This is a genomic window from Stutzerimonas sp. LR2 (assembly GCF_055755175.1).
In genome coordinates, this window is record NZ_JBVTRR010000005.1 from 255,269 (window position 1) to 281,883 (window position 26,615).

General features: G+C 65.9%; 23 protein-coding genes. 11 read left to right on the plus strand and 12 right to left on the minus strand.

Annotated features, from left to right (window positions below):
- The 5 genes from narH to ACVRRC_RS18840 all read right to left on the minus strand — a co-directional run bounded on the left by narH (position 1) and on the right by ACVRRC_RS18840 (position 8,992).
- On the minus strand, positions 1-1,539 hold the full coding sequence (gene narH / locus ACVRRC_RS18820) for a nitrate reductase subunit beta (protein ID WP_053527336.1): 1,539 nt from the start codon (positions 1,537-1,539) through the stop codon (positions 1-3).
- Between the two features lie 11 nt (positions 1,540-1,550).
- Positions 1,551-5,309, minus strand: a complete 3,759-nt coding sequence (locus ACVRRC_RS18825; protein WP_011912086.1) for a nitrate reductase subunit alpha — start codon at positions 5,307-5,309, stop codon at positions 1,551-1,553.
- 105 nt (positions 5,310-5,414) lie between these two features.
- Positions 5,415-6,902, minus strand: coding sequence for an MFS transporter (locus tag ACVRRC_RS18830; RefSeq protein WP_017244847.1), 1,488 nt, complete (start codon positions 6,900-6,902; stop codon positions 5,415-5,417).
- Positions 6,903-6,916: 14 nt separating this feature from the next.
- Positions 6,917-7,375, minus strand: a complete 459-nt coding sequence (locus ACVRRC_RS18835; RefSeq protein WP_011912084.1) for a universal stress protein — start codon at positions 7,373-7,375, stop codon at positions 6,917-6,919.
- A 15-nt stretch (positions 7,376-7,390) separates the two neighbouring features.
- Positions 7,391-8,992 carry an MFS transporter gene (locus ACVRRC_RS18840; protein WP_011912083.1) on the minus strand — a complete coding sequence of 534 codons (1,602 nt, stop codon included), beginning with the start codon at positions 8,990-8,992 and terminating at the stop codon, positions 7,391-7,393.
- 267 nt (positions 8,993-9,259) lie between these two features.
- Between ACVRRC_RS18840 and ACVRRC_RS18845 the strand changes: the two genes are divergently transcribed.
- The 4 genes from ACVRRC_RS18845 (at position 9,260) to ACVRRC_RS18860 (ending at position 13,566) form a co-directional block, all read left to right on the plus strand.
- Complete coding sequence (locus ACVRRC_RS18845; protein ID WP_472997368.1) at positions 9,260-11,236, plus strand: ATP-binding protein; 1,977 nt, start codon at positions 9,260-9,262, stop codon at positions 11,234-11,236.
- On the plus strand, positions 11,214-11,822 hold the full coding sequence (gene narL, locus ACVRRC_RS18850) for a two-component system response regulator NarL (protein ID WP_011912081.1): 609 nt from the start codon (positions 11,214-11,216) through the stop codon (positions 11,820-11,822). Before ACVRRC_RS18845 ends, narL begins: the two co-directional genes overlap by 23 nt.
- 166 nt (positions 11,823-11,988) lie before the next feature.
- The gene (locus ACVRRC_RS18855) at positions 11,989-12,774 is read left to right on the plus strand and encodes a type IV pili methyl-accepting chemotaxis transducer N-terminal domain-containing protein (RefSeq protein ID WP_014595843.1); all 786 of its coding nucleotides are present in this window, start codon (positions 11,989-11,991) and stop codon (positions 12,772-12,774) included.
- 96 nt (positions 12,775-12,870) lie between these two features.
- Entirely contained in the window at positions 12,871-13,566 is a 696-nt protein-coding gene (locus ACVRRC_RS18860) for a Crp/Fnr family transcriptional regulator (protein WP_014595842.1), read from the plus strand.
- A gap of 3 nt (positions 13,567-13,569) precedes the next feature.
- Here the strand turns inward: ACVRRC_RS18860 and ACVRRC_RS18865 are convergent, their stop codons facing one another.
- On the minus strand, positions 13,570-14,109 hold the full coding sequence (locus ACVRRC_RS18865; protein WP_011912078.1) for a DUF4345 domain-containing protein: 540 nt from the start codon (positions 14,107-14,109) through the stop codon (positions 13,570-13,572).
- A 191-nt stretch (positions 14,110-14,300) separates the two neighbouring features.
- Here ACVRRC_RS18865 and ACVRRC_RS18870 point away from each other — a divergent pair, with 191 nt between their 5' ends.
- Entirely contained in the window at positions 14,301-14,735 is a 435-nt protein-coding gene (locus ACVRRC_RS18870) for a DUF411 domain-containing protein (RefSeq protein WP_013981790.1), read from the plus strand.
- A gap of 118 nt (positions 14,736-14,853) precedes the next feature.
- On the plus strand, positions 14,854-15,711 hold the full coding sequence (gene ypfJ / locus ACVRRC_RS18875) for a KPN_02809 family neutral zinc metallopeptidase (RefSeq protein WP_020306613.1): 858 nt from the start codon (positions 14,854-14,856) through the stop codon (positions 15,709-15,711).
- Positions 15,712-15,813: 102 nt separating this feature from the next.
- Here the strand turns inward: ypfJ and ACVRRC_RS18880 are convergent, their stop codons facing one another.
- From ACVRRC_RS18880 to ACVRRC_RS18890, 3 genes are all read right to left on the minus strand, one after another.
- On the minus strand, positions 15,814-16,404 hold the full coding sequence (locus ACVRRC_RS18880) for an HAD family hydrolase (RefSeq protein WP_106442799.1): 591 nt from the start codon (positions 16,402-16,404) through the stop codon (positions 15,814-15,816).
- The gene (gene tesB / locus ACVRRC_RS18885; protein ID WP_013981787.1) at positions 16,401-17,270 is read right to left on the minus strand and encodes an acyl-CoA thioesterase II; all 870 of its coding nucleotides are present in this window, start codon (positions 17,268-17,270) and stop codon (positions 16,401-16,403) included. Before tesB ends, ACVRRC_RS18880 begins: the two co-directional genes overlap by 4 nt.
- 76 nt (positions 17,271-17,346) lie before the next feature.
- Entirely contained in the window at positions 17,347-17,901 is a 555-nt protein-coding gene (locus ACVRRC_RS18890; RefSeq protein WP_472997369.1) for a GNAT family N-acetyltransferase, read from the minus strand.
- 70 nt (positions 17,902-17,971) lie between these two features.
- Between ACVRRC_RS18890 and ACVRRC_RS18895 the strand changes: the two genes are divergently transcribed.
- Together ACVRRC_RS18895 and ACVRRC_RS18900 are read left to right on the plus strand one after the other, a co-directional pair.
- Entirely contained in the window at positions 17,972-18,892 is a 921-nt protein-coding gene (locus ACVRRC_RS18895; protein WP_017244853.1) for a histone deacetylase family protein, read from the plus strand.
- Positions 18,893-18,911: 19 nt separating this feature from the next.
- Complete coding sequence (locus ACVRRC_RS18900; RefSeq protein WP_472997370.1) at positions 18,912-20,195, plus strand: TIGR03862 family flavoprotein; 1,284 nt, start codon at positions 18,912-18,914, stop codon at positions 20,193-20,195.
- Positions 20,196-20,222: 27 nt separating this feature from the next.
- Here ACVRRC_RS18900 and adhP read toward each other — a convergent pair whose 3' ends face one another.
- Positions 20,223-21,245 carry an alcohol dehydrogenase AdhP gene (gene adhP, locus ACVRRC_RS18905; protein WP_013981783.1) on the minus strand — a complete coding sequence of 341 codons (1,023 nt, stop codon included), beginning with the start codon at positions 21,243-21,245 and terminating at the stop codon, positions 20,223-20,225.
- A 195-nt stretch (positions 21,246-21,440) separates the two neighbouring features.
- On the opposite strand from adhP, the gene ACVRRC_RS18910 reads away from it, so the two are divergent.
- Together ACVRRC_RS18910 and ACVRRC_RS18915 are read left to right on the plus strand one after the other, a co-directional pair.
- A complete protein-coding gene (locus ACVRRC_RS18910) occupies positions 21,441-22,280 on the plus strand; it encodes an AraC family transcriptional regulator (protein WP_053527342.1) in 840 nt (279 codons plus the stop codon).
- Between the two features lie 101 nt (positions 22,281-22,381).
- Positions 22,382-22,969 (plus strand): LysE family translocator, encoded by a 588-nt coding sequence (locus tag ACVRRC_RS18915; RefSeq protein WP_053527343.1) that lies wholly within the window; start codon positions 22,382-22,384, stop codon positions 22,967-22,969.
- Positions 22,970-23,043: 74 nt separating this feature from the next.
- Here the strand turns inward: ACVRRC_RS18915 and ACVRRC_RS18920 are convergent, their stop codons facing one another.
- Positions 23,044-23,364 (minus strand): DUF2845 domain-containing protein, encoded by a 321-nt coding sequence (locus ACVRRC_RS18920; RefSeq protein ID WP_049324765.1) that lies wholly within the window; start codon positions 23,362-23,364, stop codon positions 23,044-23,046.
- A gap of 61 nt (positions 23,365-23,425) precedes the next feature.
- The gene (locus tag ACVRRC_RS18925; RefSeq protein WP_045159164.1) at positions 23,426-24,751 is read right to left on the minus strand and encodes a DEAD/DEAH box helicase; all 1,326 of its coding nucleotides are present in this window, start codon (positions 24,749-24,751) and stop codon (positions 23,426-23,428) included.
- 181 nt (positions 24,752-24,932) lie between these two features.
- Here ACVRRC_RS18925 and ACVRRC_RS18930 point away from each other — a divergent pair, with 181 nt between their 5' ends.
- Positions 24,933-26,606, plus strand: coding sequence for a cation:proton antiporter (locus tag ACVRRC_RS18930; protein ID WP_236450873.1), 1,674 nt, complete (start codon positions 24,933-24,935; stop codon positions 26,604-26,606).
- Positions 26,607-26,615 lie beyond the last annotated feature (9 nt).

Sequence of the window (26,615 nt, forward strand, 5' to 3'; positions counted from 1 at the left end):
TCAGTCCTCCCACAGCTGGACGGTCTTGATGATGTCGCGGCGGTTGGCCTTCCTGGCGCCGAACATGTTGGTGTCCGAGGCGCCCGAGCAGCCGCTGCCGAAGCTGAAGCCGCAACCGGAGCGCTCGGCGAAGGCATCGCTCATGGCCTCTTCGCGGTGCGCGGTCGGGATCACGTAGCGGTCCTCGTAGTTGGCGATGGCCAGGTAGCGGTACATGTCTTCCACCTGGGCCACCGACAGACCGACGCTCTCCAGCACCTTGAGGTCCTGCACGCCATCGACCTGCTCGGCGCGCTTGTAGGCACGCATGGCTAGCATGCGCTTGAGCGCCAGCTTGACCGGCTCCTCGTCGCCTGCGGTGAGCAGGTTGGCCAGATAGCGCAGCGGGATGCGCAGGCTGTCGACGTCCGGCAGTACGCCGTCCATGCTGACGTGACCGGCGCTTGCGGCGTTCTGGATCGGCGACAGCGGCGGCACGTACCACACCATCGGCAGCGTGCGGTATTCCGGGTGCAGCGGCAGGGCCAGCTTCCAGTCCACCGCCATCTTGTATACCGGCGACTTCTGTGCGGCGTCGATCACCGACATCGGAACGCCGTCGTTGAGCGCCTGCTCGATGACCTTCGGGTCGAACGGATCGAGGAAGATCTCCAGCTGCTTGGCGTACAGGTCCTGCTCGTTGACGGTGCTGGCCACTTCATGGATGCGGTCGGCGTCGTACAGCAGCACGCCGAGGTAGCGGATGCGGCCCACGCAGGTCTCGGCACAGACGGTCGGCATGCCGGCCTCGATGCGCGGGAAGCAGAAGATGCACTTCTCGGATTTGCCGCTCTTCCAGTTGAAGTAGATCTTCTTGTACGGGCACCCGCTGATGCACATGCGCCAGCCGCGGCACTTCTCCTGGTCGATGAGGACGATGCCATCCTCCTCGCGCTTGTAGATCGCACCGCTCGGGCAGGACGCGGCGCAGGCCGGGTTAAGGCAGTGCTCGCACAGGCGCGGCAGGTACATCATGAAGGTGTTTTCGTACTGGCCGTAGATGTCGGCCTGCACCTTGTCGAAGTTCTTGTCCTTGCGGCGCTTGGCGAACTCGGTACCGAGAATCTCCTCCCAGTTCGGGCCCCACTCGATCTTCTCCATGCGCTGACCGGAGATCAGCGAGCGCGGACGCGCCACCGGCTGATGCTCGGAGATCGGCGCGGTGTGCAGGTTCTGGTAGTCGAAGTCGAACGGCTCGTAGTAGTCGTCGATCGTCGGCAGGTCCGGGTTGGCGAAGATGTTCGCCAGCACGCGGAACTTGCCGCCGATCTTCGGGTTGATGGTGCCGTCGCCGTTGCGCACCCAGCCGCCCTTCCACTTGTCCTGGTTTTCCCACTCCTTCGGGTAGCCGATGCCGGGCTTGGTCTCGACGTTGTTGAACCAGGCGTATTCCATGCCTTCGCGGCTGGTCCAGACATTCTTGCAGGTGATCGAGCAGGTGTGGCAGCCGATGCACTTGTCCAGGTTCAGGACCATGCCTACTTGTGAACGAATCTTCATGGCCTTATTCCTCAGATGTCTTGCGGCAGGGGTTGCGGCAGGTCATTGCCGTTCGGGCCGTCGAGCCAGTCGACCTTGGCCATCTTGCGCACCACGACGAACTCGTCACGGTTGCAACCCACGGTGCCGTAGTAGTTGAAGCCGTACGCCTGCTGGGCGTAGCCGCCGATCATGTGGGTGGGCTTGAGCACCACACGGGTCACCGAGTTGTGGTGGCCGCCGCGGGTCTTGGTGCTCTCGGCGCCCGGCACGTTCACGATGCGTTCCTGGGCGTGGTACATCATCACCATGCCCTCCATCACGCGCTGGCTGACCACCGCGCGGGCGGTCAGGGCGCCGTTGGCGTTGAAGCACTCGATCCAGTCGTTGTCCTCGATGCCGGCTTTCTTGGCGTCGACTTCGGACATCCACACGATCGGGCCGCCACGGCTGAGGGTGAGCATGATCAGGTTGTCCGAGTAGGTGCTGTGGATGCCCCACTTCTGGTGCGGGGTGATCCAGTTCAGGACGATCTCGGGGTTGCCGTTGCTCTTCTTGCCCTTCACGTAATCGATGGTGCGGGTGTTGATCGGCGGCCGGTAGCTCATCAGCTGCTCACCGAAGGCCTGCATCCAGGGGTGATCCTGGAAGAACTGCTGGCGACCGGTGATGGTGCGCCACGGGATGTACTCGTGGACGTTGGTGTAGCCGGCGTTGTACGACACATGCTCGTCTTCCAGGCCTGACCAGGTCGGGCTGGAGATGATCTTGCGCGGCTGCGCCTGGATGTCACGGAAGCGGATCGCCTCGTGCTCCTTGGGCAGCGCCAGGTGGCTGTGGTCGCGGCCGGTGAATTCCGACAGCGCGGCCCAGGCCTTCACGGCAACGTGACCGTTGGTTTCCGGTGCCAGGCTGAGGATGACCTCGGCAGCATCGATGGCCGATTCGATCTGCGGACGCCCTTGGCTGACGCCCTCGTCGCGCACCTTGTAGTTCAGCTCGCCGAGGAAATCGACTTCATCCTGGGTGTTCCAGTTGATGCCCTTGCCGCCGTTGCCGAGCTTGTCGAGCAGCGGGCCGAGGGAGGTGAACTTCTTGTAGGTGGCCGGGTAGTCGCGCTCGACCACGGCCATGTTCGGGCAGTTCTTGCCCGGCTGCGGATCGACGCCAGCGGTCTTCCAGTCGGTACCGCCGAACGGCTGCGCCAGTTCGCCGGGGCTGTCGTGCAGGAGCGGCACGGTGACCAGGTCCTTCTCCACGCCCAGCTGACCTTCGGCCATCTTCGAGAAGGCCTTGGCGATGCCCTTGTAGATCTCCCAATCGGACTTGGCTTCCCAGGCCGGGTCGATCGCCGCCGACAGCGGGTGGATGAAGGGGTGCATGTCCGAGGTGTTCATGTCGTCCTTCTCGTACCAGGTCGCGGTCGGCAGAACGATGTCGGAGTACACGCAGGTCGAGGACATGCGGAAGTCGAGGGTGGTGACCAGATCGAGCTTGCCGATGGCGCCCTCGTCCTGCCATTCGGCCTCGGTCGGCTTGAAGCCGTCGGCGCGCTTGCCCAGGTCTTCGTTCATCACGCCGTTCTTGGTGCCCAGGAGGTACTTGAGCATGTACTCGTGGCCCTTGCCCGAACTGCCCAGGAGGTTGGAGCGCCAGACGAACATGTTGCGCGGGAAGTTATCCGGATTGTCCGGCTGTTCGCAGGCGAACTTCAGCGATCCGTCCTTCAGCGACTGGGTGACGTAGTCCACCGGCGACATGCCGGCCGCTTCAGCATCACGGCAGATCTGCAGCGGGTTGCGGTTGAGCTGCGGTGCGCTCGGCAGCCAGCCAGCGCGTTCGGCGCGGATGTTGTAGTCGAGCATGTGCTCGGGGAACTGCGACTTGTCGGCCAGCGGCGAGAGCACCTCGTGGATGCTCATCTTCTCGTGGCGCCACTGCGAGCTGTGGTTGTAGAAGAAGCTGGTGCCGTTCATCTGGCGCGGCGGACGGCTCCAGTCGAGGCCGAAGGCCAGCGGCAGCCAGCCACACTGCGGACGCAGCTTTTCCTGACCCACGTAGTGCGCCCAGCCGCCACCGGTCTGACCGACGCAACCGCACAACATCAGCATGTTGATCAGGCCGCGGTAGTTCATGTCCATGTGGTACCAGTGGTTCATCGCCGCACCGACGATGATCATGGAGCGGCCATGGGTCTTGTCGGCGTTGTCGGCGAATTCACGGGCGATCTGGATGGCCTTCTCGCGGGACACGCCAGTGATGACTTCCTGCCAGGCCGGGGTGCCGGGCACGCTGGCATCGTCGTAGCTGGAAGCGACGTTGCCGCCACCCAGACCACGGTCGATACCCAGGTTGGCAGCCATCAGGTCGAACACGGTGGCGACCTTGGTGGTGCTGCCGTCGGCCAGGGTGATGGTGCGGACCGGCACGCGGCGCAGCTGGATGCTTTCGCCTTCGGCGTGCTGGAAGTGCTCGTGGAGGATGCCGCCGAAGTACGGGAAGGCGACCTCGGCCGTCTCGCCGCCCTCGATCTGGGTCAGGGAGAGGTCGACATCACGACCGTCCTTGCCTTCGCGGGCCTCGATGTTCCACTTGCCCTTCTCGCCCCAGCGGTAACCGATCGAACCCAGCGGCGAAACCAGCTCGCCGGTGCTGCCGTCGACGGCGATGGTCTTCCACTCGGGGTTGTTTTCCTGGCCGAGGTTGTCGGCCAGGTCGGAGGCGCGCAGGAAGCGGTCGGCGATGTAGCTGCCGTCCTTCTCGTTCAGGCGCACCAGCACCGGCAGGTCGGTGTAGCGCTTGGCGTAGTCGCGGAAGTACTCGCTCGGCTTCTCCAGGTGGAATTCCTTGAAGATGACGTGAGCGAAGGCCTGGGCCAGCGCGGCGTCGGTGCCCTGCTTCGGATTGAGCCAGAGGTCGGTGAGCTTGGCGACTTCGGCGTAGTCCGGGGTGATGGCGACCGTCTTGGTGCCCTTGTAGCGGACCTCGGTGAAGAAGTGAGCGTCCGGCGTACGGGTCTGCGGGACGTTGGAGCCCCAGGCGATGATGTAGTTGGAGTTGTACCAGTCGGCCGATTCCGGCACGTCGGTCTGCTCGCCCCAGATCTGCGGCGAGGCCGGCGGCAGGTCGCAGTACCAGTCGTAGAACGACAGGCACACGCCGCCGATCAGCGACAGGTAACGGCTACCGGCCGCGTAGGAAACCATGGACATGGCCGGGATCGGCGAGAAGCCGATGACGCGGTCTGGACCGTACTGCTTGACGGTGTAGACGTTGGCCGCGGCGATGATCTCGTTGACTTCGTCCCAGCTGGAGCGGATGAAGCCGCCCATGCCGCGCTTGCTCTTGTAGGACTCGGCCTTGGCCTTGTCCTCGACGATGCTGGCCCAGGCGTCCACCGGGGTCATGTTGCGCCGTGCTTCACGCCACAGCTTGAGCAGCGGCTTGCGCACCTTGGGGTACTTCAGGCGGTTGGCGCTGTAGATGTACCAGCTGTAGCTGGCACCGCGCGGGCAGCCGCGTGGCTCGTGGTTGGGCAGGTCGTTGCGGGTGCGCGGGTAGTCGGTCTGCTGGGTTTCCCAGGTGATCAGGCCGTTCTTGACGTAGATCTTCCAGGAGCAGGAACCGGTGCAGTTCACGCCGTGGGTCGAGCGCACGATCTTGTCGTACTGCCAGCGCGAGCGGTAGACGTTCTCCCAGTCGCGGGATTCGATGCGGGTTTCACCATGACCATCGGCGAACTCGCCTTGCTTCCTGTTGAAGAAGCGCAGTTGATCGAGCAAGTGGCTCATCGTTTTCTCTCCTCACTCCGGTTGCGAACCACTGGCCCGACCGGTCGGCTTATCAATCTCGGCTTGCGCCAGCCGGCGTGGCTGGCGCATTCGTTCGGTGAAATCTCAGGACGCGAGCTTCTGGCGGGCCTCCAGCTCACGGTCGACGCTGGACACGTAGTACTCGTCGGAGAACGCGCCCTCGGGCTCCTTCAGCCAGAGCAGGCAGAGCCCGAAGCTGACGAAGGCACCGGCGGCGATCACCATGAAGAACTGCGATGGGGTCACGAAGGTGAACAGAGTCAGGTAGCAGACGGCACCGACGTTGCCGTAGGCCCCGGCCATGCCGGAGATCTGCCCGGTGACGCGGCGCTTGATCGATGGGATGATCCCGAAGGTCGCGCCCTCGGCGCCCTGGACGAATACCGAGCAGAGCACGGTGATCGCCACGGCGACGATCAGCGGCCACTTGGAGTTCATCAGGCCCATCAGCAGGAAGCCGACGGCGATGCCCAGCATGTACGCCAGCATGACGAAGCGACGGTTACCGAAGCGGTCGGAGACCAGGCCGCCCATGGGCCGCGCCACCAGGTTCACGAAGGCGAAGGAGGCGGCGATGATGCCGGCAGTGGTCGGCGTCAGCCCCCAGGTCTGCTCGAAGAACATCGGCAGCATCGACACCACGGCCAGCTCGGCACCGAAGTTGGCGAAGTAGGTGGAGTTCAGCGCAGCCACGGTGTTGAAGGGGTACTTGTCGTCTTCCGGCACGCCCTTTTTCAGGATCGGCACGTTGACCCGCAGGATCTGCACGATCTGGAAGATCACCACCAGGGCGATCACCGCGTAGCAGATCATGGCGCCGGTGGAGCCCAGGTAACCCAGCCCCTCGATACGCCAGACCAGGATGCCGAGCACGCCGACCATGGGGATGGTCCAGATGATCAGCTTGACCATGTCCGCCCAGGTGCTGACTTCCAGCGCGCTGGCCTTGTGCGGCTTGCGGTGCACGGTGCCGGCCGGGCCGTCGGTAAGGGCGAACCAGTAGTACACGCCGTAGACGGCCATGATGATCGCCGAGCTGGCGATCGCCCAGCGCCAGCCTTCCGGACCACCGAAGGCATGGATGGCGATGGCGGGCAGGCTCATGGCGGCGGCGGCGGAACCGAAGTTGCCCCAGCCGGCATAGAAGCCTTCGGCGAAACCGATGTCCTTGGGCTTGAACCACATGGCGGTCATGTGGATGCCGACCACGAAGCTGGCGCCGATGGAGCTGAGGATCAGGCGCGAGACCAGCAGCTGGGTGCGGCTGTCACCGAAGGCGAAGAACAGGGCCGGGATCGCCATGACCACCAGCAGCACCGAGAACACCCGACGCGGGCCCCAGTGGTCGAGCGCCATGCCGACCAGGATGCGCGCCGGGATGGTCAGCGCCACGTTGGCGATGGCGAACAGCTTGAGGTCTTCGGGCGTCAGCCAGTTCACGCTTTTCAGCATGCTCGAGGCCAGCGGCGCCATGCCGAACCAGACGAAGAAACAAATGTAGAAGGCGATCCAGGTCAGGTGCAGAGCCCGGATCTCGGGGCGCTTCCATTCGAACAGCGTAGAAACTCTCATGATGAGCTCCTCACTCAGGGGCAGGCTTGAATCAGGACCGGGCAAGGCGCCCGGCGGGCCAGGAAGGCGCTGACGCTGCCGAAGGTCATGTAGTCGAGCTCGTCGACCAGTAGATTCAGCGAGCGGGAAATGAAGCCGCCGTCCGGTTCGTTTGAATGTCGCGCGATGACCAGCAGGTCCGGCTTCTTGTGCTCGGCAGCCTTGAGGATCATCTTGCGGGCGTCGCCTTCGGCGAGGATCACGTCGACGTCCAGGCCGAAGGCGCTGACCTTGGCCGCCGCCTCCTGCAGGAAGGCCTGGAATTCGCGACGCTCACGCTCGTACAGCTCGACCGCCGAATCGCTGGTGTCACGGGTCTCTTCCACCACGCCGATCAGCATGATCAGCGGCTTCAGCGGACCGAACATCTCGAGGGTGGCGTCCAACGCTTTGCGGGCGTTACGCGAGTTGTCGTAGGCAATCATGATGTTCATGGCAGCTCTCCAGACTCAGGGGTTCTTCACGTAGGCGTTGGGGCGCAGGTAGAACCACCAGTTGAGGATCAGGCACAGCGCGTAGAACACCGCGAAGCCGTACATCGCCACTTCGGGGGTACCGGCCTTGACCTGCTCGCCGATCACGATGGGGGCGACGAAGGAGCCGTAGGCGGCGACGGCGGAGGTCCAGCCGAGGACCGGGCCGGCCTTCTCGCGGTCGTAGATCACGCCGATGGTGCGGAAGGTGGAGCCGTTGCCGATGCCGCTGGCAGCGAACAGCACCAGGAACAGCACCAGGAAGAGGAAGAAGTACTCCTCGGGCTGGGCCGAGCCGTAGGCCTGGTGCATCACGTAGCCGGCGGCGACCGAGGCGATGACCATCACCACCGAGATCACCTGGGTGACGATGGAGCCGCCGACCTTGTCGGAGATCCAGCCGCCCAGCGGACGGATCAGGGCGCCGATGAAGGGGCCGATCCAGGCGTAGGTCAGTGCGCTCGGTGCGTTGGGGTTGGCGACGCGGGTGATGGTGCCGTCGGCGGCCACTTCGTTCATGAAGCCGAAGATCACCGTGATCGACAGCGGCAGCGCCATGGAGAAGCCGATGAACGAGCCGAAGGTCAGGATGTAGAGGATGCTCATCGACCAGGTGTGCTTGTCGCTGAAGATGGTGAACTGACGCTTGATGTTCGGCTTGATGCTGCCCGGCAGCATGCGCAGCATGCCGAGGGTCAGGCCGATGGTGAGCAGCATCACGCCCCACATGTTCAGCACGCCGAGGCCGGTCGGTGCAGGCAGGTAGAGGTACAGGCCGAGGGCGGCGGCGACGAAGGCCACGGCGTAGAGGCCGAGAATCTTGCCGAAGGCGTTCAGCGGGTAACCCGGTGTTGGCGAGATCACCAGCAGGTTGTTCATGCCGAACCAGCCGGCGAAGGCCAGCGGGACGAGGAACAGCAGCCAGACCCAGCCGGCGTTCTGAATCCAGGTTTCGGTACCGGCAGAGATCTTGCCGATCAGCGTGCCGCTGTCCTTGATCAGCTCCATCGGCGCACCGGCCATCGCGCCGAACACACCGGCGGTCATCACCAGCGGGATGAGGATCTGCATGGTGGTCACGCCGAAGTTACCGAGGCCGGCATTCAGGCCCAGGGCCAGGCCCTGCTGGTTCTTCGGGAAGAAGGTGCTGATGTTGCTCATCGAGCAGGCGAAGTTGCCGCCACCGATGCCGGAGAGGAAGGCCAGCAGCTGGAACACCCACAGCGGGGTGTCCTGACTCTGCAGCGCGATGCCGGCGCCGGCGGCCGGGATCATCAGCAGGGCGGTGGTCAGGAAGATGGTGTTGCGCCCGCCGGCGATGCGGATCATGAACGACGCCGGGATACGCAGCGTGGCGCCGGTGAGACCGGCGATGGCGGTCAGGGTGAACAGTTCGGCCGGCTCGAAGGGAAAGCCCAGATTGAGCATCTGCACCGTGACGATGCCCCACATCAGCCAGATGGCGAAGCCCATCAGCAGACTCGGGATGGAGATCCAGAGGTTGCGATTGGCGACCCGCTTGCCGGTGGTGTCCCAGAATGTCTGGTCCTCCACGTCCCACTTTTCGATATTGCTCATGGTCGATCCTCTTGGCGCCAAGGCCCTGCTGACAAACGCAGCGGGGTCAGGAATGGCTCGCACGCTAAGCGGAGGGGACCGTCCCGAATTTGACTCAGGTCAATACACGACAGGTGGCAATTTGCTTTGGGGTACCTTTCTACCTCTTTCGGGATATTCCGATTTTCACGATAAAAATCATTACTTATCAATAAGTTAAGAAACCCTCAAACAACCGGTTGTGGCACCAGGCATAACCCCGAAAGCATTGGGAGTACACCCCTCACCATGGCAAGCGAATGCCGCAAGGCGCAGAATGCGTCATCGCCGCCCGACGAGCCGACCATGCCCCAATCCGAACGAGACCAGCTCTCCACGCGCCACTCGATCGTGTTCAACACGCTGGTGGCGTTCGTGGTGATCATCGGTTTTTCCCTGGTCAGCATGCTGGCCAGCCTGTACCTGGCCGACGCCCTGGAAGGTGATGCCGAAGCCATCAACCAGGCCGGCAGCCTGCGCATGCAGGCCTACCGCCTGGCCTTCACCGCCGAGCATGGTCCGCAGGCGCTGCTCGAGGAGCGCATCGACATTCTGGAGCGCACGCTGCGCTCGGCGTCGCTGCGCTCTGCCCTGCACCGCCATGGCGACACGCCTCTGCCGGGCCTGCATGGCGGCGTGCTGCAGCACTGGCAGGAGCGCATGCGCCCGCTGCTCGATGCCCAGCCGCCGCGGCTGGACGATTACCGTCGCGAGGCCCCGGAATTCGTCAGTGAGCTGGACGTGTTCGTGCGCACCCTGCAGGAAGCCTCGGAAGGCAAGCTCGGGGTGATCCGTGCGCTGCAGGCCGGCACCCTGTTCATCATCGTGCTGATCGCCTTCGTGCTGATCTACGGGCTGCACAACAACCTGGCCACCCCGCTGCGCAGCCTGACCAAGATGGCCCGCGACATCGGCAAGGGGGATTTCAGCGGCCGCGTGGAAATCCCCGGCGACACCGAACTGAGCCTGCTGGCGCGCACGCTCAACCAGATGAGCCAGGAACTCGCCGGCCTCTATGCCGAGATGGAGCAGAAGGTCGACGACAAGACCGCCGCGCTGACTCGCAGCAACGCCACCTTGCAGCTGCTGTTCAACAGTGCCCGGATGCTCTACAGCCAGCCGGACGACCCCTCGCTGATGATGGGTTCGCTGCTGACCAAGGTGCAGGAAGTCCTCGATACCGGGCCGATCTCGCTGTGCCTGAACCGCTCCGCGGAGGCCGGCAGCCACACGGCGATGACCTCCAGCGACCTGCAGCCGCCGGATTACTGCAAGCTGCCCCAGTGCGAGGTGTGCCCGGTCAACCAGAGCGGGCGACTGCCCAGCGGAGAGGAACTGGTCACCTTCGAGCTGCGCTCCGGACAGGACGATCTCGGCTCGCTGCGCGTCGCCCATCCCGCCGGCGAGCCGCTGGAGTCCTGGCAGACCCTGCTGCTGACGACATTGGCCGATCTGTTCGCCGCTTCCCTGAGCCTGGCGCAGCTGGGGCAGAAACAGGCCCGACTGGCGCTGATGGAAGAACGCGCGGTGATCGCCCGCGAGCTGCACGATTCGCTGGCCCAGGCGCTGTCCGCGCAAAAGCTGCAACTGGCGCGTCTGAAGCGGCTGATGCAGAAGGAAAGCGGTCAGGCGCAGCTGGATGACAGCGTGCAGCAGATCGACCGCGGACTGAATTCGGCCTACCGCCAGCTGCGCGAGCTGCTCACCACCTTCCGCATCAAGGTCAACGAACCAGGGCTCAAGCCGGCACTGCAGGCCACCATCGAGGAGTTCGGCGCCAACTCCGGGCTGCACATCGAGAGCGACTTCCAGCTGGACCACTGCCCACTGACGCCCAACGAGGAAGTGCACTGCCTGCAGATCATCCGCGAGGCGCTGAGCAACGTGGTCAAGCACGCCGAGGCCGAGCATTGCTGGCTGCGCCTGACCCAGGACGGCATCGGCACCATCAACGTCGAGATCGAAGACGACGGCATCGGCATCAGGCCCGAGGAGCAGCGCACCGGCCACTATGGCCTGATCATCCTGCGCGAGCGCGCCAACAGCCTGAATGGCAGCATCAGCATCGGGCTGCGTCCCGGCGGCGGCACCCGGGTGCACCTGCGCTTCCCGCCCGCCTATCGCCACATTCCCCTGATACAGGAGCCTGTCACGCATGAACGAAAGGACAACCACACGAATCCTGCTGGTCGACGACCATCCCATGATGCGTCGGGGTCTGCGTGACCTGCTGGAGCTGGAAGACGACCTGGAGATGGTCGGCGAGGCCGGCAACGGTGAGGACGCCATCCGCCTGGCGCAGCAGATCGAGCCCGACCTGATTCTGATGGACCTCAACATGCCGGGCATCGACGGCCTTGAGACCACCCGACGCATGCGCGATGCCGATATCGACGCGCGCATCATCATGTTCACCGTCTCCGACGAACAGAGCCACGTGCTCGAGGCGCTGCGCAACGGCGCCGACGGCTACCTGCTCAAGGACATGGACGCCGAGGAGCTGATCGAGCAGATCCGCATCGCCGCCACCGGACGCATGGCCCTGAGCCCGGAGCTGACCCAGGTGCTCGCCGAAGCCATCCGGGTGCGCCCCAAGCCCACCGGGCAGGTGCAGTTCTCCAGCCTGACCAAGCGCGAGAAGGAAGTGCTGCGGCAGATCGCCAAGGGCCAGAGCAACAAGATGATCGCCCGCAAGCTCGGCATCACCGAGGGCACGGTGAAGGTCCATGTGAAGAACCTGCTGCACAAGCTGGGCCTGCGCTCGCGGGTCGAGGCCGCGGTCTGGGTGCTGGAGAACGAGGCGAAAGGTTGAGCCACCGCCAATCGCTCGCATTCTGTGCGTGAGCGCGCAAGGCGCGATGCCGTGGCCGCCCCCTTGACGATCATCAATGTCATCCACGTGAAGCGCTCTATCGTCTCGTCCTCGTCGAACTGACCGGCTGGTCAGCATCGCGCCCGCCCGGACGTAAGGAGCGCCCATGTTCAAGATCCTGCTACCCACCTCCCTGCTGCTCGGCCTGCTCGCCGGCAGCCTTTCCTGCCAGGCTGCCATCAGCGACGCCGAAGCGGTCAACCGCGCCGGCATGCAGCGCATGCTCAGCCAGCGCATTGCCAAGAATTACCTGATGATCGGCACCGATACCCGCGTCGACCTCGCCGCCAGCCAGCTCGACAGCAGCATCGCCAGCCTCGAGGAAAACGCCCAGCTGCTGGGCGACTATGCGCCCAGCGACGGCATCCGCAAGGCCCTCGACGAGGCTACCCAGACCTGGCACCAGTACCGCCAGCTGGCGTTGAGCCGTCCGGACCGCGAGCAGTCGGCCGAGCTGCTGCGCCTGGCCGAGCGCTTCCTCGCTCAGAGCGAGGCTCTGGTTCAGGAAATCGAGCGCCACAGCGGCAACCACGCGGCGCGCCTGGTCAACCGCAGCGGACGCCAGCGCATGCTCAGTCAACGCATCGCCATGCTCTACCTGGCCATGAGCTGGAAACTGCCGGAGCAACGTCTGCGGGAGGACTTCGATGCCGCGGTCGCGGAGTTCGAGCGCGGCCTGGAGGAGCTGAACAAGGCGCCGCAGAACACCGAGGCAATCAACCGCCAGCTCGAACAGATCGCCGCACAGTGGCGCTTTGCCCGGGCCGGCTTCAGCCTCGCGGACGACTCCCGCTTCGTCCCTACGGTGATCGTCACCACCAGCGATTCGCTGCTGCGCAAGATCGAGCAGCTGACCCTGGACTACGAGCGCCTCGCCGGCAGCAGCCGCTGAGCGCGACTACCTCCTTTGCCCATAAAGAGGTATGGCTTAGGGGAAATGGGATAGCGGCACCGTGCAACCTAGCATGCCCCCATCAAAAGGAGGGGGATGGCCATGCTGACAGGCTCCGCAGTGCTCAATACGTTGCGCCGTCATCATCTGTTTCGCGGGCTGCCGGAAACGGCCCTGCAGAACATCGCCACGCACACCACGGCCAGGCATCTGCCGGCCGGTTGCACGTTGTTCCATCAGGGGGATGCGGCCGAGCATTTCCATGTGCTGATCAACGGCCAGGTCAAGCTGCACCGCGTCACCTGCGATGGCCAGGAGAAGGTCATCGAGGTGATCCGTCCGGGCGAGGCCTTCGCCGAGGCGATGCTCTTCAACAAGCTCGCCGAACATCCGCTGAGCGCTACCACGCTCAAGGAGAGCCTGGTACTCAACGTGCAGAACAGCCACTACCTGCGTCTGCTGGAGACCCAGCCGCAACTGTGCATGCAGCTGCTCAGCAGCCTGAGCGCGCGGCTCAACCAGCGCCTGCACCAGATCGACAACCTGACCTCGTCCAACGTCTGCCAGCGCGTCGTGCGCTACCTGTTTCAGGAGCGGCAGACGGCGCGCAGCGACGTCATCGACCTGGACCTGCCCAAACGCCTGATCGCCTCGCAACTGGGCATCCAGCCGGAGACGCTGTCACGCATCCTGCACCGGCTGACCGATGCCGGGCTGATCGCCGTGCAGCGACGACGCATCGAGATTCTCGACCAGCACAGCCTCTCCGCCTATCTCGAGGCGGCTGCCTGAGACTCACTCGGATGGATCGCCACGACGAAACGGCTGCGCAGCCGGCTCGGCCGGGGCCGGCTCGAGCGTCGGCGGCACTTCGCCGAGCTGGAAGGGTTTCGGCGGCTCGCTGACGCGCCTGCGCGCAGCCGGCTCGATGCGCTCGGGCTCCGGCTCCGGACGCTCACGAATGACGTACCAGGCGACCGCCGCCAGGGCGGCAGCGAAGATCCGGTAGACCAGCGAGGCCAGATCGAAGCCGACCAGCTCGCCGCCATCCAGCCAGAGCGACACCAGTCGCCCGAGCACCAGTGCCGTCATGGTGATCATCAGCATCATCAGGGCCGGCCGCGCCCGCTCCGGCGCCCGCGCAGCCCAGATCAGGAACAGCGCCAGGCCCAGCTGCAGGCCGCCGTAGTAGACCCGCATATGGCTGACGGACGCGCCTTCCATCAACAGCATGCCGTTCAGATTGGCCATCTCGTAGGGGCGAAACCAGTAGGCCAGGCTGAGGCTGGCCATCACCAGTGCCTGCGCGAGCAGAACGAAACGGGCAAAACGCATCGAAAACTCTCCTGATGTGCGACTCGCTATCCCGGTTGGCATGGGACTGTGCTGCGCCCGTTTTGTTTCGCGACCGCGATGTCGACCGACCGTCCGAAAGCGTCTTACGGCGTGACAATTGCGCGCGGGGTGCGGCTTGGGAATGGCGTCGCCCCAGCGTATTCTGGGCCTCTCGCTCGTTGGAGATTCCCATGCGCCGTCTTCTGCTCGCCCCCCTCCTGTTCGCCGGTTTCGCCCAGGCGGCCGACCCCATCGCCATCGACGTCTACCGTGACCCCAACTGTGGCTGCTGCAAGGCATGGATCGAGCATCTGGAAGACAACGGCTTCGCCGTGGCCGATCACGTGGTCAACGACATGACCTCGGTAAAGATGGAGCATGGAGTACCGCACCGCCTCGGCTCCTGCCACACCGGTGTGATCGACGGCAAGTTCGTCGAAGGCCACGTGCCGGCGGCGGACATTCTCAAACTGCGCGCGCAGCCTGACCTGATCGGCGCCGCGGTGCCGGGCATGCCGGTCGGCTCACCCGGCATGGAAATGGGTGAGCGCAAGGACGCCTTCCAGGTGATCGGCGTCAGCAAGCAGGGCAAGGAGAGCGTGATTTCCGAGTACCCCGGCAACTGATCGGTACCCGACAGCCAACATCCGCTGCAGCGTTTTGCCCGGTGCACGGGTCTGAGTGGAAAGCGCTGGCCGCTTCGCTGCGGCCGGCGCTCCCATCCATCCATCCGAGGGGCAACTCATGCGCTGGAATCGAGCCCGACGCAGCGACAACGTAGTGGACGCCAGAGGCCGCAGCGGCATGCGCCTGGGCGGCGGCCTCGGTCTGGGCGGCATCGCCATCGTGGTGGTGATCGGCCTGCTCTCGGGCCAGGATCCGCTGCAGATTCTCGGCCAGCTGGCCAACCAGGGCGGGCCCGCAGTCTCTCAGCAAGGCCAGCGCCCGGCTGGCGACGATCCTCAGGTGGAATTCGTCCGCGCCGTGCTTGGCGACACCGAAGACACCTGGCGCGCCCTGTTCCAGCAGAACGGCGTGCAGTACCGCGACCCGACCCTGGTGCTGTTTCGCGGCGGCGTGAACTCGGCCTGCGGCTTCGCCAGTTCGGCAGTCGGCCCGTTCTATTGCCCCGGCGATCAGCAGGTCTACCTCGACCTGCAGTTCTTCGACGAGATGGCCCGGCGCTTTTCCGCCGCCGGTGACTTTGCCCAGGCCTATGTGATCGCCCATGAGGTCGGTCATCACGTGCAGACACTGCTCGGCGTTTCGCAGCAGATGCAGGCCGCCCGCCAGCGCGGTGCGCGGATGGAAGGTGACAACGGCCTGCTGGTGCGCCAGGAACTGCAAGCTGACTGCTATGCCGGCGTCTGGGCCTATCACGCCCAGCAACGCCACGACTGGCTGGAAGAAGGCGACCTGGAAGAAGCGCTGAACGCCGCCAATGCCATCGGCGACGACAACCTGCAGAAGCGCAGCCAGGGCCGCGTGGTCCCGGATGCCTTCACCCACGGCACCTCGGCGCAGCGGGTGCGCTGGTTCCGCGATGGCTTCGAACACGGTGATCCGGCGCGCTGCGACACCTTCAAGGCGGCGCGGCTGTAGGCGCTTCCGGGCGCGCCCGCACCCTGAGGGGCGGGCACGCCTGCGAGGGCCGTTGCAATGACTGGTGGGCTTGAGCCCACCTCCAGGCGCCGATGTCCGCTGTCAGCCCAGCATGCCGTGCAGCGCACGACAATCAGGCGCGTACAAGTCGGCCAGCTCCGGCCATTCATTGTGCGGCACGTTGACCAGCACCCCGCGCGCGCCGGCGGCCCTGGCGCATTCCAGGTCGAAGCGGTAGTCCCCCACCATCAGCATCGACGCCGGCGCCACGCCCCAGCGCTCCGCCAAATGCAGCAGCCCGCCCGGATGCGGCTTGGGCGGTGCCTCGTCGCGACCGAGGATGTCCTCGGGCAGAAAACAGTCACCCATACCCACCGCCTGCAGGGTCACCAGCGCCAGTTCGTGGGCATTTCGGGTCAGCACGCCGAGGCGGCAGCCGCGCTCGCGCAGCGCATGCAGCAGCTCGCGGGCGCCTTCGGCCGGGCGTGCGGCGTAGGCGAGTTCGCGTTCGTGCTCCAGCAGCCAGGCGCGCTTGGCCGCCGCTTCGTCGGCCGGCAGCGCAGCCAGGTGATGGAGGATGTCGTCCTCCGCGGGAATCTCCAGGGCGCGGCGGATCGCGGCGAAATCGTGCACGGCGATGGTCAGGGTGCCGTCCATGTCGAACACCCAGTGCCGCACCTCGGCGATATTCACATCCAGTCCTCGCGCACGCGGATCAGGCCTTCCTGGGCCACCGAGGCAACCAGCTCGCCCTGGCGGTTGAAGATGCTGCCACGGGCGAAGCCGCGGGCATTGCCGGCCCAGGGGCTGTCGATGGAGTACAGCAGCCAGTCGTCCATCTTCACTTCGCGGTGGAACCAGATGGCATGATCGAGGCTGGCCAGCTGGATGAACTTGCTCCACGAGCTGACGCCGTGGGGCTGCAACGCGGTGCCGATAAAGCTGAAGTCCGAGGCGTAGGCAAGCAGGTACTTGTGCAGCGCCGGGCTGTCGGGCAGCGAGCCGTCGGCGCGGAACCACAGGTGGCGGACCGGTTCGATCGGCTGCGGGTTGGCCGGATCGACCAGGGTGACCGGGCGAATCTCGATGGGCTTGGGCCGGCGCAGCTTCTCCATCACACGTTCCGGCACCATCGGCGAAAGCTTGTGCAGCAGCTCCCACTCGTTGGGCAGGTCGTCCGGCCCGATCACATCCGGCATCGGCAACTGGTGCTCGTAGCCCGTTTCCTCGGCCTGGAACGAGGCGATGCCGGTGAAGATGGTCTGCCCCTTCTGGATCGCGCTGACCCGTCGCGTGGTGAAGCTGCCGCCATCGCGCACGCGATCGACGTCGTACACCACCGGCTGGTGCGAGTCACCGGGACGCAGGAAATAGCCGTGCAGCGAATGCACATGGCGCTCCGGCGTCACCGTCTGGCTGGCAGCGGAGATCACCTGGCCGAGCACCTGCCCGCCGAACAGCTGGGGAAAGCCGAGGTCCTGGCTGGCGCCACGGAACAGGTTTTCCTCGATGCGTTCCAGGGTCAGCAGATTGACCAGGGCGTCGAGTATCTGGGTCATTTCGGCATCCTTGATAAGGGGGGCGGACAGGCGCGCCATGTTACGGATTTCGCCGGCAACGCTCCAGCAACAGGGCTTATTGTCGCCAATCGCCCCGCTGCAGCCGGTAGAGCAGCTGCTCGTGCAACGGGTGCCCCGCTGCCAGCTCCGGGTGGGCAAAGGACGCAGCCTGATCGGCGCGCATGCCCAGCTCCGCCACCAGCTGTTTGGCCGGCTCGTTGATCTGCGACATGCAGGCGACCACCTCGGGCAATTGCAGGGTGACGAAGGCATGCTGCAGAACCGCCCGTGCCGCCTCGAGCACCAGGCCCTGGCCCCATTGTTCACAGGCCACGCCCCAGCGCAGCTCCACCGCCGAGCCCGGCACCGACGATGGCGCCCAGACCAGCCCGCAGTAGCCGATAAAGGCACCACTGTCCTTGCGTTCCAGCGCCCACAGGCCGAAGCCGTGCCGCAGCAGATGGAGGCGACTGCGCACCATCAGCGCGGCGCACTCATCCCGCGACAGCAGGGCCGGGTCGTAGCGCATGACTTCCGGGTCGGCGCACAGCTGCGCCAATGGCTCGAGGTCGTCGTCATGCCAGCTGCGCAGCCGCAGACGCGAGGTTTCGAGGGCGATTCGATCGACCATCCTTGCTCCTTGAGCGCGTCGACGGCCAGCCTGCATACTGCGGCGCACATCTGTCGAACACGCGTGGTTCATGTCCCTTCCCCTGGTCTATCACGACGATTACAGCCCGCCGCTGCCGCCGGGCCATCGATTTCCCATGGAGAAGTTTCGTCTGCTGCGTGACCACCTGGTCACTCTCGGTATGACCACGGACGCAGCGCTATTGCGCCCGTCACTTTGCAGCCGCGACATTCTGACTCTGGCCCATGACGCCGATTATGTCGCGCGCTACTGCAGCGGCGAGATGGGCCGCGACGAGCTGCGCCGGCTCGGCCTGCCCTGGAGCCCGGAGCTGGCGCAGCGCACCGTGCGGGCGGTAGGCGGCTCGCTGCTGGCGGCGGAGCAGGCGCTGCAGCACGGTCTGGCCTGCCATCTGGCCGGCGGCACGCACCATGCGCATCGCGATCACGCCTCAGGCTTCTGCATCTTCAACGACCTGGCGGTGATCGCGCTGTACCTGCTGGAAAGCGGACGTGTCGGGCGCGTGCTGATCTTCGACTGCGACGTGCACCAGGGCGACGGCACCGCGCGCATCCTGGAGAACGTGCCGGATGCGGTGACCGTCTCGCTGCACTGCGAGAAGAACTTCCCCACCCGCAAGGCCCATAGCGACTGGGACATCCCGCTGCCGCCGGGCATGGGCGACGAAGCTTACCTCCAGGTCGTGCACGACACGCTGAACTACCTGCTGCCGATCTATCAGCCGGACCTGGTGCTCTATGACGCCGGTGTCGACGTCCACCGCGACGACGCCCTGGGCCTGCTCTCGCTGACCGACGCCGGGCTCGCCGCGCGCGACAGCGCGGTGCTCGATCACTGCCTGGGTCGAGACATTCCCGTGGTAGGGCTGATCGGCGGCGGCTACGACAAGGACCGCGCCCTGCTCGCCCGTCGTCATGCGACCTTGCATGTCAGCGCCCACTCGGCCTGGCAGCGCCACGGGCTCGGCTGAGCAACCGTCAGCAGCTACAATGCCCGCCCCGCTCGCCTGCCCGGTTGCCACCATGCCCCAGCCCTCCTCTTTTCGCGTCGCCATCATCGGTGGTGGTCCGGCCGGCCTGATGGCCGCCGAGGTGCTCGGCCAGGCAGGCGTGAATGTCGACCTGTATGACGCCATGCCCTCGGTGGGGCGCAAGTTCCTGCTGGCCGGCGTCGGCGGCATGAACATCACCCATGCCGAGGACTACGCCGCGTTCGTCAGCCGCTACGGCGAGCGCGCCGGCGACCTGCGACCGCTGCTCGATGCCTTCTCCCCGGATTCACTGCGCGAATGGATTCACGGACTGGGCATCGACACCTTCGTCGGCAGCTCCGGCAGGGTGTTTCCTAGCGACATGAAGGCCGCGCCCCTGCTGCGCGCCTGGCTCAAGCGCCTGCGTGAAAGCGGCGTGCAGCTGCATACCCGCCAGCGCTGGCTGGGCTGGGACGAGCATGGCGCGCTGCGTATCGCCGGGCCGCAAGGCGAAACCCAGGTCGAGGCGGACGCCACCCTGCTCGCCCTCGGCGGCGGCAGTTGGGCCAGACTGGGTTCGGATGGCGCCTGGGTGCCCTTGCTGCAGAACCGCGGGATCGCCATCGCGCCGCTGCAGCCGGCCAACTGTGGCTTCGAGGTAGCCGGCTGGAGCGAGCACCTGCGGGAGAAATTCGCCGGCGCGCCGCTGAAGACCGTCAGCCTGGCGTTGCCCGGCGAAGCACCACGCAAGGGCGAGTTCGTGCTCACCGCCACGGGCATCGAGGGCAGCCTGGTCTACGCGCTCTCGGCGCCGATCCGCAACACGATCAACCGTGACGGCGTCGCCACGGTACTGCTCGACCTGCTGCCGGATCGCACCCTGACACAGGTCGCCAGCGCCCTGGCCAGACCGCGGGGCTCGCAGTCCATGGCCAAGCACCTGCACCGCCAGTTGAAGCTCGACGGCGTCAAGGCGGCGCTGTTGCGCGAGTTGACCGATGCCACGACCTTCCAGGCCCCGCAGGCCCTGGCCGCCGCGATCAAGGCGCTGCCCATCCGCCTGGTCCGCCCGCGTCCGCTGGACGAGGCGATCAGCAGCGCCGGCGGCGTGCCCTTCGAGGAACTGGACGAGGGTCTGATGCTGCGCCGGCTTCCCGGCGTGTTCTGCGCTGGCGAAATGCTCGACTGGGAAGCGCCGACCGGTGGCTATCTGCTGACCGCCTGCTTTGCCAGCGGGCGCGCCGCAGCCGAAGGCATGCTGCGCTGGCTGCGTGCCAACGCGCCGGCAAACGCGCCGCGCTGAACGGTGCGCTGCCGGCCGCACGGCCGGCTACATCTTCATCACGATACGGCCTTCGATGCGCCCGGCGCGCATGTCGTCGAAGATCTGGTTGATGTTGTCCAGGCTGTCGGTGTGGATGGTCGCCTTGACCAGGCCCTCGCCGGCGAAATCCAGCGCCTCCTGCAGATCGGCGCGGGTGCCGACGATCGAGCCGGTGATGCTGATGGCCTTGAGCACGACGTCGAAGATCGGCGTCGGGAAGTCTCCCGGCGGCAGCCCGACCAGCGCCACGGTGCCATGCCGCCGCGCCATGCCGATGGCCTGACCGAAGGCGCTGTTGGACACCGCGGTGACCAGCACGCCGTGGGCGCCGCCGATATCGCGCTGGACCACCTCCACGGGATTCTCCGTGCGCGCGTTGATGGTCAGCTTGGCCCCCAGACGCTTGGCCAGCTCCAGCTTGGCGTCATCCACATCCACCGCCACCACGTGCAGCCCCATTGCCTTGGCGTACTGCACCGCGACATGACCGAGGCCGCCGATGCCGGAGATCACCACCCACTGGCCGGGGCGTGCACCGGTGACCTTGAGGCCCTTGTAGACAGTGACACCGGCGCAGAGAATCGGCGCGATCTCGTCGAACTCGACGTTCTTCGGCAGGATGCCAACGTAGTTCGGGTCGGCCAGCACGTATTCGGCGTAGCCGCCATTGACCGAGTAGCCGGTGTTCTGCTGGCCTTCGCAGAGGGTTTCCCAGCCAGTCAGGCAGTGCTCGCAGCAGCCGCAGGCGGTGTACAGCCAGGGCACGCCGACGCGATCGCCCTCCTTCACCCGGGTCACGCCGGCACCCACCGCCGCGACGTGGCCAACGCCTTCATGGCCGGGAATGAACGGCAGGGACGGTTTCACCGGCCAGTCGCCCTCGGCAGCGTGCAGGTCGGTGTGGCAGACGCCGGAGGCGGCGATCTTCACCAGGATCTGACCGGGGCCGGGCATCGGCACCTTGACTTCCTCGAGGCGCAGCGGCTCGCCGAAGGCGTGAACCACTGCCGCTTTCATGGTCTGGGTCATGGGCTTGCTCCTTGATTCGGGACGTTCGAGTCTGCGCCAGGCAGACGGCAGCAAGCCTAGACCCAGATCAATCATCGGGCAGAGTGGCCGACCATCCGTCGAGCACCGCTGCACGAATGTTCCAGACGATGGCCCGTCCGGCAGACGATACTCAACCCGAGCAACGCGCGCCGAAGCGTCACCGGAGTCACCGCCATGGGCAACAATGACTGGATCGAGCTGAACAGGGATGCCGAAACCGGCATCGAGACGATCCGCGCCCATTTCGAAGGGCACGCCTACGATCCGCACTTCCACGACAGCTACCTGATCGGCTTCACCGAACAGGGCGTGCAACAGTTCCATTGCCGCAAGGCACTGCACAGCAGCACCCCGGGCCAGGTCTTTCTGCTCGAACCCGGCGAGCTGCACGATGGCCACGCCCCGGCCCGGGGCGGCTTCACCTACTCGATGCTCTACCTCGACCCGCACTGGCTGGAGCGCGAGCTGCGCGGGCTGTTCGAGGACGCGCCAGGCGATTGCCAGCCGGCATTCGCCAAGACGCTGGCCAGCGAGCCCGAGTTGCTGGCGGTGATTGCCGAAGCCTTCCAGGCGCTGCAGAGCCGCGATCTGCGCATCGTCCGCCAGGCCGCGCTGGATGCGTTGCTGGCCAAGCTGGCGCGACATCTGGCCTGGCGCCCGCGGCTCGACAGCGATCCGCGCATGCCGCTGGTGGCACTGCGGGCACGGGATTATCTGCACGCGCACATGGAGCAGGACCTGGGCCTGGACGAGTTGGCCTGGGCAAGCGGTGTTGATCGCTTCCGCCTGTCGCGGGCGTTCAAGGCCGCGTTCGGCATCGCGCCGCATGCCTATCTGGTCCAGCTGCGCCTGGCCAGGGCACGACAGCTGCTGGCCAGCGGGCAGCCACCGACGCGGGTGGCGATGACACTGGGTTTCGCCGACCAGAGTCATATGGGCCGCTGGTTTCGCCGCGCCTACGGCCTGACCCCGGCCCATTACCGCAGGCGCTGCTCGAATCTTCCAGACCGCTGAACCGGCAGGCGCGATCATTCGGCCATCCGCAACCCGACGGAGCCGATCGCCATGTCGCCCAGCCCCCGCCCTGACCGCTCCCACGAAACGAGGCCGCCACGATGAGCCAGTGGCTGCCTTTCGTGCTGTTTGCCTTCGTCGCGTCCATCACCCCGGGCCCGACCAACATCCTGGTGCTGAGCAACAGCTCGCGCTTCGGCCTGCTGGCGGCGCTTCCCATCATCTTTGGCGCCTGCGTGGCCGCGGCGCTGATCGTGCTGCTGGTAGGCCTTGGCGCCGGCGAATGGCTGCTGCGCCATCCGCCATTGCAGCAGGCGATGGCCTGGCTCGGGGTCGGCTGGCTGCTCTACCTGGCCTGGCAGATCGCCCGCAGCCCGACCGAAGCGATCGAAGCCGACGCCGCCAGCCGTCGACTCGGCGCCCTGGGTGCCGCCGGGCTGCAGGTGATCAACCCGAAGGTATGGATGATGGCGCTGGCGGTGGTCGGCGTGTTCAGCGGCGCCAACGCCGATGCCGGGCGCTACGCCATCCACGCGCTGCTGTTCTTCCTGATCGCCCTGCCCTGCCTGGCGGCCTGGGCCCTGCTCGGCGCCGGTGCGGCCCGGCTGCTGCGCTCGGCGACGCATCTACGCCGCTTCAACCAGGCGATGGCGTTGCTGCTGGTGGTGTCGGCGCTGGCGAGCCTGTAGGCCCGCGAGCGTTACGGCGACTGTGGACAGAATTGCCGTTTGCACGACCGGCACAGCTGCATGGCGAAAGCGGATTACAACTTGCTCGGCTCTGGCTCGCGCACCATACGGATTTCAACCAAACGGCCATCGATGAAGCGAAGATGATGTTCCGCGCCGTTTCGCGGACCGTAGACCCAGCGGTCGACCCTAACAGCTCCCGGCTGTACGACACCATCGCTACGCAGCGACGGTGCTTCGACGCTTTGGCGATCGGCAGGACCGCACTTGGCCTCGACCTGCTCATCTGTGTCGCCCAGACCAACCAGGCGGGTGCCACACCTCATGGACGCCTCTGCCGATACGCTGAACAGCACGCCGACCAGCAGGATCACCGACGTCGTTTTGCTACCCATGCTCAGGTTTCCTCGCCTCATACGTTCCAGCCTGACCCGAAGAGCTAGTGTTCTAAGACTCTCAGCGCTTCTTAGCCGGTTTGCCGCCGCCCAGGCTCGGCACCTTGCGAATCGGCCGGGCGTTGGGCTTTTCGTTCTCCTCGAACCAGTTGCCGAGATGGATCTTGCCCTTGCCGGCTGCTTCCTTGGGCTTCTTGGGTTTCTTCGGTTTCTTGATGATCTGCCCGCCCAGCGCCGTGGCCGGCACGCGGTGATCCGGTACGAAGCCCGGCTCGTCATGCCGCGGCAGCACCTGGTTGATCAGGGTCTCGATGGCGGCCAGCTGGTCCACCTCGTCAGCGGCGACCAGGGAGATCGCCTCGCCACTGGCTCCGGCACGGCCGGTACGACCGATGCGATGCACGTAATCCTCGGCGACGGTGGGCAGGTCGAAGTTGACCACCTGCGGCAGGTCGTGAATGTCCAGTCCGCGCGCCGCCACGTCGGTCGCCACCAGCACCTGCACCTCGCCAGCCTTGAAGCGCTCCAGCGCGCGCAGACGCGAGGCCTGCGGCTTGTCGCCGTGGATCGCGTCGCTGGCGATGCCCTGCGCCTGCAGCTCGTCCACCAGCTGATCGACGCCCTTGCGCGTCTTGACGAACACCAGCACCTGACCCCAGCGCCGCTCCGCCAGCAGATGCAGGAACAGCTCGCTCTTGCGCTTCTTGTCCACCGGCACCAGCCACTGCTTGACCGTCTTCGCCGCCGCATTGCGCGGGCTGACCTCGACCGACAACGGGTCGCGCAGCAGCTCGCGGGCCATCTGCCGGATCGGCTCGGAGAAGGTCGCGGAAAACAGCAGGGTCTGGCGCTTTTTCGGCAAAGCGGAGAACAGCGCATCCAGTTCTTCAGCGAAACCGAGGTCGAGCATGCGGTCCGCCTCGTCGAGCACCAGCGCCTGCAACTGGGCGAAACCGACGGCGTTCTGCCGGTAGAGGTCGAGCAGGCGCCCCGGGGTGGCCACCAGCACATCGATGCCCTTGCGCAGCGCCATCATCTGCGGATTGATGCTCACGCCGCCGTACACCGCGTAGGTGCGCAGCGGCAGGTTCTGCCCGTACACGCGAAAGCTCTCGTGAACCTGCTCGGCCAGTTCACGGGTCGGCACCAGTACCAGCGCGCGCACCGAATTGCTCGCCACCTTGGCGCCTTCCATGGTCAGGCGCTGCAGCAATGGCAGGGCGAAACCGGCGGTCTTGCCGGTACCGGTCTGCGCCGCTGCCATCAGGTCGCGGCCTTTGAGCACGGCGGGAATGGCCTCGGCCTGCACCGGCGTCGGCTTGCGATAGTCGAGGGTTTCCAGGGTCCGCAGCAGCGGATCGATCAGGCCCAGGGAGGCGAAGGTCATGGCAGGCTCGCGGCGCCGATTCGGCGCGGTGAAAAAGGACCGATTCTAGCAGCAGCCCGCCCTGCTCGGCGCCACCGGCCAAACAGGGCACGGCGGTTTTTCCCATCGCGATGGTGGCATGCAGCGACGCGCTGTCGCAGGATAAGGCGGTCCCGCTGCCCGATGCCCTCACGGAGCCCACATGGAAGCGCTGCTCGCCCATGGCCCTTTCGCCGAATTCGCCCTGCTGCTGATCATCTCGGCAGTGGTCGGCGCCATCGCCGTGAGCCTGCGTCAGCCGCTGCTGATCTCCTACATCGTGGTCGGCATCCTGCTCGGGCCGGCAGTGTTCGGGCCGGTCAACGCCGCTGACCAGATCCATCTGCTGGCCGAGATCGGCGTCGCCGTGCTGCTGTTCGTGGTCGGCCTCAAGCTCGACCTCGCGCATATCCGCAATATCGGCCCGGTGGCGCTGGCCACGGGGCTGGGGCAGCTGACCTTCACCATCATCTTCGGCTTCGGGCTCACCCTGCTGATGGGCAAGAGCGCCATGGAGGCGATCTACATCGCCGTGGCGCTGACCTTCTCCAGCACCATCATCATCGTCAAACTGCTCTCGGACAAACAGGAGCTGGACTCGCTGCACGGGCGCATCGCAGTGGGCTTCCTGATCGTCCAGGATCTGGCCGTGGTGCTGGCGATGATGACCATGAGTGCCCTGCGCGGTGCTGGCGATGCCGGCTGGGCGGAGGTGTCCGGCTCGCTGCTGCTGCGCCTGGGCGGTGCGGCGGTGCTGCTCTACCTGCTGATGCGCTACGTGCTGCCGGATCTGGTCAGCCGCATGGCGCGCTCGCAGGAGCTGCTGCTGATCTTCGCCATCGCCTGGGGCACCGGGCTTGCCGCGCTGGGCGATTATGTCGGCTTCAGCAAGGAGGCCGGCGCCTTCGTCGCCGGCTTCTCGCTGGCCTCCACGGCGTACCGCGAAGCAATGAACGCCCGGCTGACCGGCATTCGCGATTTCATGCTGTTGTTCTTCTTCATCGACCTGGGCGGCAAGCTGGACTTCTCCACCCTCGGCAACGAGCTGCTGCCAGCCCTCGTGCTGGCGCTGTTCGTGCTGATCGGCAACCCGCTGATCGTCATGGCGATCATGGGCTACATGGGCTATCGCAAGCGCACCGGCTTTCTCGCCGGGCTGACGGTGGCGCAGATCAGCGAGTTCTCCATCGTCTTCGTCGCCATGGGCATCAGCCTCGGCCATGTCGGGCCGCAGGCGCTGGGCCTGACCACGCTGGTGGGCCTGGTGACCATCATGCTCTCGACCTACATGATTCTGTTCTCGCAACCGCTCTACGAACGGCTGGCACCGTGGCTGGGGCTGTTCGAGCGCAAGCGTCCCTATCGTGAGCTGGAGGTGGAAGCGCAGGGTCGTCCCCAGGGGCAGCCGCGCATCATCATCTTCGGCCTGGGCCGATATGGCTCGCGCCTGCTGCAACAGCTGGCCGCCGGGCGCATGCCGGTGCTGGGCGTGGACTTCGATCCGGAAGCGGTGCGCGCGCTGCGCCGTGCCAGGCTGCCGGTACGCTTCGGCGATGGCGAGGACCCGAGCTTTCTCGAGTCGCTGCCCTTGCAGCATGCCGAATGGGTGGTCACCAGCTTTCCGCAATGGGAATCCAATCGCGCCTTCCTCCACGCGCTCAAGCATGCCGGCTTCACCGGCAAGATCGCCGGCGTGGTGCGCGACGACCAGCACGGCAAGGCGCTGGACGCGGCCGGCGTCGCGCGGGTGCTCAATCCATTCACCGATGCGGCAGACTACGCCGCACGCAGCCTGCTCGAAGAGCTGGGCGGCGAACGGACCGGCGGACTGCAGTGATCGCCGATG

Coding starts and splice junctions, on each gene's coding strand:
- ACVRRC_RS18865 (WP_011912078.1), bottom strand. CDS start 14,109: ATGCGTTTTGCCCGTTTCGTTCTGCTCGCGCAGGCACTGGTGATGGCC.
- ACVRRC_RS18860 (WP_014595842.1), top strand. CDS start 12,871: ATGGCCATGCTGACAGGCTCCGCAGTGCTCAATACGTTGCGCCGTCAT.
- ACVRRC_RS18840 (WP_011912083.1), bottom strand. CDS start 8,992: ATGAGCAATATCGAAAAGTGGGACGTGGAGGACCAGACATTCTGGGAC.
- ACVRRC_RS18855 (WP_014595843.1), top strand. CDS start 11,989: ATGTTCAAGATCCTGCTACCCACCTCCCTGCTGCTCGGCCTGCTCGCC.
- ACVRRC_RS18835 (WP_011912084.1), bottom strand. CDS start 7,375: ATGAACATCATGATTGCCTACGACAACTCGCGTAACGCCCGCAAAGCG.
- ACVRRC_RS18925 (WP_045159164.1), bottom strand. CDS start 24,751: ATGACCTTCGCCTCCCTGGGCCTGATCGATCCGCTGCTGCGGACCCTG.
- ACVRRC_RS18825 (WP_011912086.1), bottom strand. CDS start 5,309: ATGAGCCACTTGCTCGATCAACTGCGCTTCTTCAACAGGAAGCAAGGC.
- ACVRRC_RS18910 (WP_053527342.1), top strand. CDS start 21,441: ATGGGCAACAATGACTGGATCGAGCTGAACAGGGATGCCGAAACCGGC.
- narL (WP_011912081.1), top strand. CDS start 11,214: ATGATGCGTCGGGGTCTGCGTGACCTGCTGGAGCTGGAAGACGACCTG.
- ACVRRC_RS18845 (WP_472997368.1), top strand. CDS start 9,260: ATGGCAAGCGAATGCCGCAAGGCGCAGAATGCGTCATCGCCGCCCGAC.
- tesB (WP_013981787.1), bottom strand. CDS start 17,270: ATGACCCAGATACTCGACGCCCTGGTCAATCTGCTGACCCTGGAACGC.
- ypfJ (WP_020306613.1), top strand. CDS start 14,854: ATGCGCTGGAATCGAGCCCGACGCAGCGACAACGTAGTGGACGCCAGA.
- ACVRRC_RS18900 (WP_472997370.1), top strand. CDS start 18,912: ATGCCCGCCCCGCTCGCCTGCCCGGTTGCCACCATGCCCCAGCCCTCC.
- ACVRRC_RS18830 (WP_017244847.1), bottom strand. CDS start 6,902: ATGAGAGTTTCTACGCTGTTCGAATGGAAGCGCCCCGAGATCCGGGCT.
- ACVRRC_RS18930 (WP_236450873.1), top strand. CDS start 24,933: ATGGAAGCGCTGCTCGCCCATGGCCCTTTCGCCGAATTCGCCCTGCTG.
- ACVRRC_RS18915 (WP_053527343.1), top strand. CDS start 22,382: ATGAGCCAGTGGCTGCCTTTCGTGCTGTTTGCCTTCGTCGCGTCCATC.
- ACVRRC_RS18870 (WP_013981790.1), top strand. CDS start 14,301: ATGCGCCGTCTTCTGCTCGCCCCCCTCCTGTTCGCCGGTTTCGCCCAG.
- adhP (WP_013981783.1), bottom strand. CDS start 21,245: ATGACCCAGACCATGAAAGCGGCAGTGGTTCACGCCTTCGGCGAGCCG.
- ACVRRC_RS18895 (WP_017244853.1), top strand. CDS start 17,972: ATGTCCCTTCCCCTGGTCTATCACGACGATTACAGCCCGCCGCTGCCG.
- ACVRRC_RS18890 (WP_472997369.1), bottom strand. CDS start 17,901: ATGGTCGATCGAATCGCCCTCGAAACCTCGCGTCTGCGGCTGCGCAGC.
- narH (WP_053527336.1), bottom strand. CDS start 1,539: ATGAAGATTCGTTCACAAGTAGGCATGGTCCTGAACCTGGACAAGTGC.
- ACVRRC_RS18920 (WP_049324765.1), bottom strand. CDS start 23,364: ATGGGTAGCAAAACGACGTCGGTGATCCTGCTGGTCGGCGTGCTGTTC.